The 12,539-nt window shown below is 45.0% G+C and carries 7 protein-coding genes and 1 pseudogene; 1 reads left to right on the top strand and 7 read right to left on the bottom strand.

The features are described 5' to 3' along the window. Positions 1 to 2: 2 nt before the first annotated feature. The 3 genes from RIG27_RS29370 to RIG27_RS29360 form a co-directional block, all read right to left on the bottom strand. Complete coding sequence (locus tag RIG27_RS29370; RefSeq protein ID WP_446350652.1) at positions 3 to 950, bottom strand: hypothetical protein; 948 nt, start codon at positions 948 to 950, stop codon at positions 3 to 5. Positions 951 to 1,037: 87 nt separating this feature from the next. After that, positions 1,038 to 1,280, bottom strand: coding sequence for a hypothetical protein (locus tag RIG27_RS29365; protein WP_446350651.1), 243 nt, complete (start codon positions 1,278 to 1,280; stop codon positions 1,038 to 1,040). Between the two features lie 188 nt (positions 1,281 to 1,468). Then, positions 1,469 to 7,600 carry a CHAT domain-containing protein gene (locus RIG27_RS29360; RefSeq protein WP_446350686.1) on the bottom strand — a complete coding sequence of 2,044 codons (6,132 nt, stop codon included), beginning with the start codon at positions 7,598 to 7,600 and terminating at the stop codon, positions 1,469 to 1,471. 534 nt (positions 7,601 to 8,134) lie between these two features. Between RIG27_RS29360 and glmU the strand changes: the two genes are divergently transcribed. Next, positions 8,135 to 9,493: a bifunctional UDP-N-acetylglucosamine diphosphorylase/glucosamine-1-phosphate N-acetyltransferase GlmU gene (glmU, locus tag RIG27_RS29355; protein WP_446350650.1), complete on the top strand. Its 1,359-nt coding sequence runs from the start codon at positions 8,135 to 8,137 to the stop codon at positions 9,491 to 9,493. A 62-nt stretch (positions 9,494 to 9,555) separates the two neighbouring features. On the opposite strand, the gene RIG27_RS29350 is transcribed toward glmU, so the two are convergent. The 4 genes and pseudogenes from RIG27_RS29350 to RIG27_RS29335 form a co-directional block, all read right to left on the bottom strand. After that, entirely contained in the window at positions 9,556 to 9,804 is a 249-nt protein-coding gene (locus RIG27_RS29350) for a hypothetical protein (protein WP_446350649.1), read from the bottom strand. Between the two features lie 73 nt (positions 9,805 to 9,877). Further along, entirely contained in the window at positions 9,878 to 10,387 is a 510-nt protein-coding gene (locus RIG27_RS29345; protein ID WP_446350648.1) for a hypothetical protein, read from the bottom strand. A 46-nt stretch (positions 10,388 to 10,433) separates the two neighbouring features. Continuing rightward, on the bottom strand, positions 10,434 to 11,120 hold the full coding sequence (locus RIG27_RS29340) for an AAA family ATPase (RefSeq protein ID WP_446350647.1): 687 nt from the start codon (positions 11,118 to 11,120) through the stop codon (positions 10,434 to 10,436). A gap of 453 nt (positions 11,121 to 11,573) precedes the next feature. Further along, positions 11,574 to 12,233 (bottom strand): annotated as a pseudogene (locus RIG27_RS29335) (Rpn family recombination-promoting nuclease/putative transposase); the annotation flags it as partial. Positions 12,234 to 12,539 lie beyond the last annotated feature (306 nt).

Genomic DNA, 12,539 nt, shown 5'->3' with positions numbered 1-12,539 from the left:
ACTTAAGGTGTAACCTCTTGCAGTTGGTTTCCGGGATTCAGTTCCGATGTTTGTTCATTCGTTTCGGTAGAAATAAAAGGTTCTGTAGAAAAGGGTGCCGATGACTCCTCTGACTCCCTCCTCACCAGTTGAACCGTTCTCTCAACTTCTTCCTTAAAATGCTGCTTGTGCGAATATTCAGCCATCTTAATTTGAGCCGTATCGTAGGCGAATGTACCTGGCGAAATTTGGGAAAGATAGTTCAACGCGCTCTTAAAGTCTCGTTTGGCGGCTTGGTTATAGGCTTGTTGTAAAAAATATTCCGCTTTAATGCGTTGTTTTTCTTCATATTCGGCTAACTTCGGTTGAACTTTAGCCGCCGTTGTTGTCTCTGGGGGAATTTGGTTGAGCAAGTTCAAAGCGCCAGTAAAATCTTTTTCTTGGGCTTTAGCGTAAGCTTGATTTAGTAATTGTTGGGCTTCGGCTTCTAACTCAGGTTTGGCTTGTTCCACCAAGGATTCAACTTTACGCCGCCAATAGGGCATCCTATCCATCTTACGAGCTTCTTCCAACACATCCCGCCATCGTTTTTCCTTCAACGCTTGTTCCGCGGCTTGGTATTGAGCAGCGGCTGTGTGCCATTCCCGCCGCCACCGTTTGAGGCTAGTCTTAGAATCCTGATACGAAGCACTCTCTTGGGGAATCGATTTAGCCAGTGCGATCGCGTTTTTAAAGTTTCCCACATCATATTCTGCCCTCGCCTGTTCTAATCGGTCAAGATCCGGGTTGGATGGAACAGCATTCAACAGAGAATAAAGCCCAAATGAGATTACCACAGTATTACAGGCGGCTAGACTCACTCCCATAGCCTTTAACACAGGCGGTAGCTGGAAAAACCAACGGAAATCGAATAGCGTCGCTTCGGCTTGGGGTTCTAATGCGACTCCATCCGATGACTTTTTGTAACTCACTATAGACTGATGCTCCATAAAACCTATCCAAAACACTTATCTGGCGTGGCATTTCGGTGTTTACTTCCTGCTGCTTCGGGGACTTTTTCATGTCTTACCCTTGCTCAAGTCACCCTCATTTTCCATATTTCTATAGATGAACAATTTTTCCGGAATTCCATCGGGTAGAGTTTCAGGAGACAGCAGGGGTGCAGCTAACTTTTCACGGGCTATTATAGCTGAGACAGGGTGTAGGGTGTAGGGTGTAGGGTGTAGGGTGTAGGGTGTAGGGTGTAGGGTGTAGGGTGTAGGGTGTAGAGGGTAGAGAACATTTGGAAACTTGTCCTTCAAATACAGTCAATTCCTCTGCGCCCCTCTGCGCTACCCTCTGCGCCCCTGGAGCGTTGAAAAAATATAATTCCGAGTGCGTAGTGCTATATTACACTCAGTCGGGGCGGGTTTAGTTACATCTGGGTTAGCCAAGAAACGATAGTAGTGAAACCCGCCCCGACAAACCAGGTTCCCTCAAAAATATTCCTCTACCAAGGACTACCAATCATCGTAAATGCTGCCCAGTAGTAAGGATGAGAAAAATCTTGGTTCGCCCTGTCTTTTAGTTCCGGGGGTAAAGGAATTCCACTCATACCAATACCGTGTAATTGACCATTCTCCAGATGCACCTGTCCCCGTAGCATAGCAATTTGAGCGCGTTGCAATGCTTCTGCTTTAATTGTCACGTCAGGTTGACTCAATTGCCGATAAAACTCGCTCATCAGCGCCAATGTGCTGCCATCACTGACATACCAAAGACTAGCTAAGGCAGATTTCACTCCGGCATTCACCGCTAATCCAGCAAACCCTAACTCCGCATTCACATCGCCAATCGCGGTGCGACAAGCACTTAAGACTAATAACTCCACTTGAGGTGGCTGATTCCAACCGATTTGCCTTAACTGATTTAATCGCAGTTTTTCATCCCAGAGTTGAATATAGGAATGACTGGGGTCATTAGGTCGGAAATCGGCGTGAGTGGCGAGGTGGATAATGCCAAATTGCTGACGCTGTTGTTTCAGGTTGTTGAGGGTAAAGTCTTCATTTAAAAAAGATTGACCCGACCATAATTGTTGAGTGATCATCTGCAATTCTTTCGGGACAGCAGGAAGCGGAGATAATTCGGTAAATTTTGACGCTCCCATGCCGAGAACTTTGGCATTTTCGATTGAGTTATAGCGTTTATTGGTAAGACTAATGCTGGGGATAGAACCAATGGAATACTTTTCCACCAAAAACTCGTTACCATCATGCAATGCTGCCATGGGTATTGTTCGCAAACCTGAGTCCATACAAAAGATTAGTGTATCAATTCCTAGGGCTTCTAACTCCGATTCTAGAGGGGCAATGATCCAGTTATAAAGTTGCTGCGCTGGGGTGAGATAGGCTTTACCTTGATAGACATCCGTAACCGTTTGGCGGAATTGATTTAACGTCTGCTGTAAAGCTTTGGCATTGGCTTGAGGGATAGTCTTGTGAATGGGATAGCCTTGCGGCAGAACTAATATGAGTTCGAGGTAGTCAGGCAGTGAGCGGACATAGACAACACTGGAATGATTGCCCGTTTGATTGGATATCGTAATTAGGGTGTCTCGCAGACTTTCGGCGGTGACGATTTCACGGGTCAAATCTTGTTGAAAGTATGTCTCAAATTGCTCTTCAAAGAGTTTATCGATTTGACCGACTGCTAATAAATCATTACCATTGATAGCCAATTGTTCGGGTACATAAAAGCGCTGGACTAGGGTTTCTTCTCCAGTTTCTGTATCTTGTTGGATTTGCACTTCTGTTATTAAACCATGTCCAATTAAATTGTTTAACGAGTCGGGGTTTAAATTAGTATCGAGCATAGGTTGAGCTTCTCGCATGAGTGCTTCATCGGCACGGGAAGGAATAGGAGATGATAGAATTTGTATCCGTTCTTGATCTTGGGTATGGGTGAAGAAATAGGCTTGATTGGGGGTAATGGTTTGGTCAGGTGCAGTATTGCCTCGTGTGATTGCACCTCGGCTACCATTGGTTTCAGGATTGCCAACAATAAACGGAATGATAACGTTTCCACCATGACGGATAATAATGTTGCCACCCTCGGTTCCTCCAGCAGTAGAAATACTGGCATTGATGTCATTTTGGTCGAGGAATGAGTCAGTCGCGTGGAAAAAATCGTTGGTGGTAATTTCAACGTTTCCGCCGATATCATTGAGACTTTGAGTATTAATCTGGCTAACCCTAATCCTGTGATCAGCATTCAGGGTAATAGTGCCACCCTTGTCAGCAGCAGAGGTATTCAAAATCTCCGTGGAGATTGATCCGTTTTGGCTGAACAACCGAATCCCGCCAGGGGCAATAATATTACCTGTTTTGATGGTATGATTGGTGGTGATATCTATGCCTTCCCGATTGGTGGTAGTAATTTCACCTTCAACTTGCAAATCTGGCAACGGTTGCAAACTACCAACCCGATCATTAAACTGAACCGTACCACCATTGGTATGGAGATTTAGCTGGTAGGTTCCGTCAACTGTGCGATTAAAAATAATTGTATTAGCACTCACAGAAAAATCGCCCGGTAAATTTAGGGGACGATTGAATGTAATCTGGTTTCCGGCATTCAGGGTAATGGGTGTTGGAGTTCCAAATGCAGAACCAGCGTCGAAATCACCAATGGTGATACTATTAGCAGTATTGAGTGCGATCGCGCCTCCGTTTCCTGTACTTGATCGGGTGTAAAGTGTCCCACTATCAGTATTGATATTTCCCGCCAGACTCGTCAGTGTCACCGCCGCGCCTGGGTTGTTAATCGTACCTGTGATAATATCTTGATTCGCTAGTAGCGTAATCTCACCGTTTCCGGCTATAGTAAATCCAGTGGTATTAATAGAACCATCACCCATGGGCGATCGCAATGTCACCGAGTCATTAAACGTCACATCATCAGCTAGGGTAATCGCGCCACTGCTGTCATTACGCCCGATGGTGATAGACTCGAAACCCATTTCCCAGGCGTTGATATCACGGGCTGACAAGTCTAGCTGTTCTGTGTTAGTATCAGTTGCACCATTAATCGCGATCGCGTGACTAGGACTAAACGGTTGTAACGTCAATGTCCCATTCCCCGATACATTCCCGAAAAAATTAATTTCATCACCCGTTAATTCAATATCGCCAATCAGAGTAACGTCATCACCATAGCTTTGACCCAACTCTCCGTTTGTTATCACATTTCTACGAATTTGAGTCATACCCCCGGTATCAGTTGTCAGACTCTCAACGGTTACTGAATTGTTGAATTGAGTGACACCTGTACTATTGATGTTTAAGTCTGCCAGATTAACCGTATTCCCGACGCTATCCTCAAACGTAATATTACCCGTACCCGAATTTAGCGTCAGGTTTTGAGTATCAGGCGTGACACCATTGAGCATATTGGTGAATATCATATCACCCCCAACCGTCATTCCTGTGGTGGTGAAGGTTGTATCCGGTTGAGTCAGAGTAACAGTACCATTCAAGCTGATATTACCACCACGTCCAGCCCCCGCCGAGGTATTAATAGAACCTGGATTAATCGTGTTCGCCGTGAGAGTAATCTCTCCCCCATCTCCGGTTGCGGCGCTAGTATTGAGAATTCCGCGATGAGTGTCAATAGTTCCGTTATTGCTAGTGAGGGTAATCTCCCCACCTGGATTAATAATATCGCCCGTAACAATATCTTGATTCGCTTCTAGGTGAATCGTAGCGTCATCGATTCCGGTTAAGGTATACCCTGTCGTCGTAATCGAACCTGAGTTGGTTTGCGATCGCAAAATTACGGGATCATTAAATGTAACATTATTAGCTAGGGTAATTGCGCCACTACGATTCGCGCCACCAATAATAATTTGCGAAAATCCATTGCGGAAGCTAGCCAGTGCATTGCTATCCAGGCTTAATGCATCAACGCTGGTATCGCCAATCGTAATTCCTAAACTGGGGGTTAAAGGTTGTACCTGTAATTGTCCCGTACCCACCAGGTTAAACGTATTATCAACATTCAACGAATCTGTCGTTAGTGTCAGGTTTCCCGTTTGCGTTTCTTGTCCCAATACTCCATTTTCAGCTAACTGAATTCCGTAGGAATTAATTCCCGCACCACTAACACCAATTACGTCAACTGTCCCCTCATTCGTTCGCACCTGGGACGATTTCCATATCCGCACCCCTTGATTATCACTTGTACCCATTCCGCCGATACCATTTAATCGGATATTTCCCGTTCCCGTCGCTTCCACAATAGAATCTAAAGCAATTTCCACGCCATCACTTTGAGTTGTTGAACCTTGTCCGATTCCCGTCAGGTTAATATCACCATCAACGGAACTAATTCTGATATCACCAGCACCCAAAACAATACCATCATTTGCTTGAGTTCCCGCGCTACTTCCCGTACCATTAAACGTTATATTACCACTCCCTGTAGTTTCGACAACCGGACCCATCCCACCGGAAAAGTTATCAACTCGAATGCCACTATTCTCATCTCCTGTTCCTTGTCCTATTCCGGTTAGACTAATAGTGCCATCGATTGAATGAATCGTAGTATCTGCTTCTGCCAAAATAATTCCCTGATTGGTATTTCCTCCCATCCCGCCTGTTCCCGTTAACCTGATATTACCCGTGGTACTTTGAATGCTTGTCCCAGTTGTGACGACAATGCCAACGGCAACGTTTGTACCATCGATACCTTTACCCGTAATTGAAATATTGCCCATCCCGGAATTAAGGACAGCATTGTTCAGAATAACACCAGAAGTAGTAACTAATTGCTGTATATCACTTGTGCCTACCGCCGGATTCGTTAACGGGTTACTACCACCCCCCAGGATAATATCACCACCATTGGAATTGATAGCTGAACCAGAATCGAGGATAATTGAACCCGCACCACTCCCATCTCGGTCAGCATTGAGAGTAACATCTAATTTGCCGATAGTATTGGCTGTTATATCTACACCTGAATTTAAAAGAATACTGTTATTCGCTTGTAGAGTGAGGGCAGTATCAGCCGTTCCCGAATACCTGATATTCGCATTAACATTAATATCGTTATTAGCAAAAAGTGTCAGCGACGAGTCACTATTCCAGGTAATCGGATCATTTACAGTAATGGTTCCCGCACCGGATAAACCCGAAGCTGTCGAAACGGTGACATTACTTAAAGCCAATTGATTCTCTAGAGTCGTCGTATTCAGTGTAGATGGAGTCGTCGTTGTGTCGGAAAATATACCCCCAGCAAACGTCATAGTTCCGCTATCTGCTACAGTACTAATCGTAATATCTGTTGGGTCTAATAATAGCGTTCCCACTTGACCAGCCGGCGCTAACAAATCAACAACGCCTTGAAAAGATAAAACCTCTTTTCCCGAAACTTCAACAAACCCACCATCGCCGCCATTCAATCCACCACGGGCGCTGATGCTACCCAAAAAGCGGGTGATTTCATCTGACCAAAGAATCACGTTTCCGCCATTACCTTGATTCAGTGCATCCGCATTAATTACTGAATTGTGACTCACAAACGTCTGTAAAGCATTGGGAATTATACCGTTTCCCTGATACTCTCCACCAATCCTGACTGTACCCCCACCATTTGCCCCAGACGCATTAATCCTTGCGTCAATAAGTGCCACGTTATCGCCTAAAATATTAACCTCACCCCCTATCTGTGGTGAAGCTGAAAAGTCTGGCATAGATACATCCAAATTACCGGAAACAATAGCTATTCCGGCTTCAGTCGGTAGGGTTATCCCCGATTCAGTTAACTGCACCTCGTTCGTTGGAGAAACAGTTAATCCCGTATCTACTGTTTCCCCTGTACCCGTTAACAATACTGGCAAATCCAGAGGATTTAGCTGTAGCGGTTCATTAGTATTACTTGGACGGGGGGAAATCTCCAAACTCAACAAGTTTCCCGGTTGACTAATACGGACTAAATTTTCACCCGGTACAGCCGCAATGGTAATCGTTCCTCCGGGTGCGGTGAGTTGACCTGTGTTAATTACAGTACCCCCCAATAACGTTAAATTCTGCCCCTCGGCTACGGCTAAATTACCAGCATTCACAATACTCCCCGGCTGGGAAACATCAAAGGCAAATTTATTGGGAACACCCACTAAACTTTGGTAGTCATTGTTACCCAAAACATTGAACCAATGATTATCGCCAAACCCAATACTCGTCGCCGTGGTTGCTGTGAAATCAGCCGGAACATTTAACCGGGCGTCTGCACCAAAGACAATTCCGGCTGGGTTGAGTAAAAATAAGTTAGCATTGCCACCAGTAACTTGGATTAAACCATTAATAATCGACGCATCACCCCCAATCACCCGCCCTAAAATATTACGAGTCTGGGGATTCGCCAGAAAATTAGCAATTTGATCGGAATCGAGTCCAAACTGCTGGAAACTATGAAATAGATTTGCCCCATCTGCGGAAACGCTACCCCCCTGGATATCCAAGTGGTTACCATCGGGTATAACCTGGGTTCGGGTTCCATCAGCCGCTGGTGTAATCGGTTGAGAGACTAGCGGCGTGGGTGTGAACGCGGCGACTAAGCCTAAGGGGATAAGCAGTCGATACATGGTTTTCATGGCAGTTGTTCCCTATCCAATTGTTAAATCCCTACCATCTCAACCGGTTGCTTTACGGGAATTCAATATATTTTTTTTATAACACAATGAATAGGATGAGAATTGAGGATTAATCAGTTTTTTTGAGGATGATCAAAAATAGCAACATCTCTTAATCTATGTTGAGCCTTACAGCCGATGATTTTTATCCAATGGCTTAATTCTGTTGATTTAATCAATATACTGTTACAAATATTGATAAAAAAATGAAACGTTTAGAAAGTTAAATCGGATAAAATAAGCCGACAGATCACAAAAACGGCGAGAAGCTGACCTCGATCAAAGGTGGTAGGGATAGCCGCCCACCCTTTAGTTCATGGTTTATCAACCCGTTTTTGATAGCAATGAACCATGAACCATAAATGATGAACAATGAACCATGGTTCCCTAATCTCAACCGTTAACTTTAATGAAAGCCCGACTACTTATGGTATTATCAGTGAGCAAAACTCTATAATTCGGTAGCAGATCACCCCTATCTCAATCATGGTTGCAGTCGCGATTTTAGCCGCAGGGCGCGGGACACGAATGAAATCCAAGTTGCCCAAGGTATGCCACAATTTGGGTTCTTTGTCAATGGTGGAACGAGTTCTCAAGAGTTGTCTTGGTGTCGATCCGTTGCGGTGTCTGGTGATTGTCGGTTATCAAGCAGAACTTGTTAAACATTCCCTCGCCGAGTTCCCAGATATCGAATTTGTTGAGCAGACGGAACAATTGGGAACCGGTCATGCAGTACAACAACTCCTCCCCCACTTAGAAGGATTTACGGGGGATTTGTTGGTTTTGAATGGTGATGTTCCCCTGTTGCGCCCAGAAACGCTGCAACAGTTATTAGACACTCATATAACCCATCAAAATGCCGCAACAATATTAACCGCGCAACTCCCCAATCCGCAAGGATATGGACGAGTTTTTTGTGATGGACAAAACCTCGTCACTCAAATTGTAGAAGATCGAGATTGCACCACAGCCCAAAAGCAGAACCGTCGAATTAATGCGGGAGTCTATTGTTTCAATTGGCAGAAGTTGGCAAAAATACTGCCAAATCTACAGTCAAATAATGACCAAAAGGAATATTATTTAACGGATACGATTCATCAGCTAAAACCTGTCATGGCGGTTGATGTGGAGGATTATCAGGAAATTTTGGGAATTAACAACCGCAATCAGTTAGCCGAAGCATACCAGATTTTACAGGATCGGATCAAGGAAGCCTGGATGAGTGCAGGAGTGACATTAATTAATCCCGATAGTATTACTATTGATGACAGCGTAGAATTACAACCGGATGTCATTATTGAACCCCAAACCCATCTGCGGGGGAAAACCGTAATTGGTTCTGGGAGTCGGATTGGACCCGGAAGTCTGATAGAAAATAGTCAGTTAGGGAAGAATGTCACGGCGCTGTTTTCGGTGGTGAGTGATTCGGTGGTGCAAGAGAATACCCGGATTGGACCCTATACTCATCTTAGAGGTCATGTCAGCGTCGGGGAATCTTGTCGGGTGGGGAATTTTGTGGAACTGAAAAACGCCCAAATTGGCGATCGCACAAATATAGCCCACCTGTCTTATCTAGGGGATGCGACATTAGGGGATCAGGTGAATATCGGCGCAGGAACCATTACCGCCAATTACGATGGGGTACAAAAGCATCGCACTCAAATCGGCGATCGCACGAAGACGGGTTCCAATAGTGTGCTTGTGGCACCCATAACCTTGGGCGAAGATGTCACAGTAGCAGCGGGTTCAGTAGTCACTGAAACGACACCCGATAATTGTCTGGTAATTGCGCGATCGCGTCAAGTCGTCAAAGCCGGTTGGCGTCTCAATTCTCCCACCCTGTAGGAATGGGTTCCCGTAGGGGCTTGGAAACCAAGCCCTCTTGGTTCCCCTGGTTCCCAAACCCCTCAAACAATAGTATTGCGACAAATTCCCTCACCGATGTCCTGAATTTTGTCAATCAAAGGTTGAGGTTGCACCACTTTGACATTCCCGCCAAACCCAGCCACCCAACGCCATAAGTCTATATCCTCAAGTGACCATTTGGGGAAAGTGACTTGAAAGCGATGGGGAAACTCTAAATCAGGGCTTGGAGATAGGGAAAAAATCGATTTTAAGCGACGGTTCAATAAATTATTCCCTAAGGGCGGTGACATCTTCATCTGTCCCGGTGGATAGCGTTTTGTCCCTTCACAAATAAAGGGAAATATACTATCATTAAACCAAAGTTCAACTAGGATTGGGAGTATTCGGAAGTAGTTTATAGGGTTTCAGGATTTTTTCGATATCTTTGCGAACCGTATCCACCGCATCACCCACAATAATTCCTGCGGTTTTCAACGCCTCAACTAAGGTAGGCAAATTGCCGCCACAAGTATTCTCTAAAAAGGGATGGTGTAAAATAAACCGAATCGTTGCCAGAAGTCGCTGGAAGGGTTCACAATCGGAATAGGGATGAGTAGCGCTAATTGTCCCTGGTAGTGGTTCGACTTGAATCGGGCGATCGCCAATTGGATATCCGATCAATCCATTCTCCGTTAACCAGTGTAAATCATCCGCGATCGCATCGGGTACGGCATAGATTGAACCTTTACATTTCGCCATCACCGCACAGATTTCCTCCACAAAGGTAGCAAATTCAGGAACGCTTCCCAATAGGCTTTTCAGACACTGAGGCGCAATCTGTTGTAAATTCCCGATCCCCGGATATGCCAAAATCAGAGAGATTAAATGCAGCAAGCGTTGACACTCCCCGCCCTATAAGTGCGGGGATTCTTAGTTCCGCCTAAAAGGACGAGGCTTGTATCCCTAGTTCTCGGTCAAAATCCAACAGTCGAGAATAGCGGTGTAACTGAATTTGTCCATGTTGGGTGCGGTTGGTGCGATTCACCTGGCTGTGTCTGAGGCGTTGGAGTTTGGTTTGGATTTGTCCGATATCGAATTTACCCTTAACTGGTGTCACCGGATAAACCCCTGCAAATCCCTCCGCCGCTAGGGGAGGAAATTGGTGCAGGGACTGGTATAGGGATTCTATCACCGAATCGGGAACCTGACGCGATCGCTGTTTATTCCAGTACAGACAAGTAGACAGAGGGGTTTTCAGGTGCCATCCTATCCACAGGGGAAATGGGGAAGATGAGGGAGATGAAGGAGATGGGGGAGATGGGGGAGATGGGCTACATCTGTGCAATTGCATCAACAACGACATCCGCCAAGAACGTTTGGCATTAGTAGCATCATAAATGATCGGTTGACCGGATGCGATCGCCCTTTGGATTTGCTGTAAGAGGGATTGTTCAATTTCCAACCATTCCCCCTGAATCGTGGCGTCACCGTAGAGGGTTTGGCGGATTGCATCGGTGGAGACTATTTGGTAGTTTCCCAGTTTCGCCAATTCCCCAGCCAAGGTTGATTTACCACTGGCGGGACAACCAATTAAAACGTGACAAATTAGTCCTTCGTCCTTTGTCATTCGTCATTCGTCCTTTGTCATTGTTCGCTGATAACTGATAACTGTTCACTGATAACTGATCAACGACTCTATCCTAGAGGGGGATGAAATCGGCTGTCTATGATTTTATGCGAATGACGAATTGTGTGGCTGAGGGTCTTCTGGTGACACGTTAGGGGCGCAAGGCTTGCGCCCCTACAGTCTGTGGGTGAAGATGTCAGAATTTTGTTAATTAATGACCCTATTATTAACGCATTTATTAATTAACGATAGGACTTACGCAAAGCTTCTATTTGTAGGGTGCGTTAGCGCAGCGTAACGCACCTTCAGCACCATATATGGTGTAGCTGCGTAAGTCCTAAACGATTGCCTTGATTGAAATTGTAGGGGCGCACAGACGTGCGCCCTAATTGTTCCCATGTTTCCATTAATTCGACTTCCGGAGAAGTCTAAAGACTTTAACTAAGACCTGCATTTATGTAACTTTTCCACCTCTTCTACACTTAAATTCGCTTGGTTAGCCATATTCATCGCTTTATCCAGTTCCGGAACGTGCCGAAACGCGGGGGGAATCACGTCCAAGTTAGAAGCCTCTTTAATAAAGTAAATCCATTTATCCGTTAAACTGTCTAATTCATCCAGCGTTTTCGTGAACTTGGGTAATTCAACAACAATTAATTCGAGTTCCGGATCAATATAATCAAACAACTCTTGTTGTTCCTTCAAGCCAAAGCGCGTCAGGAAGTGCTGAGTTTGGTCAAACAGAGAGAAATCCGTAATCGTTAAACTAATCGCAGGTTTAAGGTACGAATATCCTTCCCCATGGTTGAATTGATTGGCATAAGTTGTCATCAGATTATAAATAACCCGCTTTTCAAAAGACGCCCCCTTGAGTCTCTGCATCTCAATTAACACCGTTGAGCCGTTATCCAGCACAGCTTTGACATCCAGATAGCTATCTTTTAGGTCAACCCCATCTCCAGGATTATAGGGATCAATGATTTCTAAATCCTGAATGACTGGATTGGCATCATGAATCAAGGCATTTAAAAAGCTAATCAGGATATCTTTGCTATCTGTGGAACCAAATATTTTCTTGAAGGCAAAATCAGTTTTTGGGCTAATGAATTTCATCCTCATAACTCCTCAATCGTTTAAGTCTCAAAAATGTTGAGTGGGTAGATTCAGCTTGTAGTAAGGGCTTTAGCCCTATATCCGGTTGGGTTTCCTGTCGTCAACCCAACCTACAATCTATTCCACAATTTTAGCCAGTAGTTGTGTGGCACAGCTAAAATAGGCCTTTGTTTGTAGTGAGAACTTTAGTTCTCTAACGCCTAGCTGGAGAGGGCTAAAGCCCTCACTACGTACCCAATCTATTCCACCAAATTAGCTGTGCCACGCCTGTAGGGTGTGTTAGCGCAGCGTAACGCACCAATGGCT

Origin of the sequence: Coleofasciculus sp. F4-SAH-05, from assembly GCF_040222985.1 — a bacterium.
Lineage (GTDB): Bacteria > Cyanobacteriota > Cyanobacteriia > Cyanobacteriales > Coleofasciculaceae > Coleofasciculus > Coleofasciculus chthonoplastes.
This window is presented reverse-complemented; position numbering and strand designations above follow the sequence as displayed.

What these genes read in the sequence shown, in the direction of transcription:
- RIG27_RS29360 (WP_446350686.1), bottom strand. Translation starts at nt 7,600, where the DNA reads ATGTATCGACTGCTTATCCCCTTAGGCTTAGTCGCCGCGTTCACACCC.
- glmU (WP_446350650.1), top strand. Translation starts at nt 8,135, where the DNA reads ATGGTTGCAGTCGCGATTTTAGCCGCAGGGCGCGGGACACGAATGAAA.
- RIG27_RS29350 (WP_446350649.1), bottom strand. Translation starts at nt 9,804, where the DNA reads ATGTCACCGCCCTTAGGGAATAATTTATTGAACCGTCGCTTAAAATCG.
- RIG27_RS29340 (WP_446350647.1), bottom strand. Translation starts at nt 11,120, where the DNA reads ATGACAAAGGACGAAGGACTAATTTGTCACGTTTTAATTGGTTGTCCC.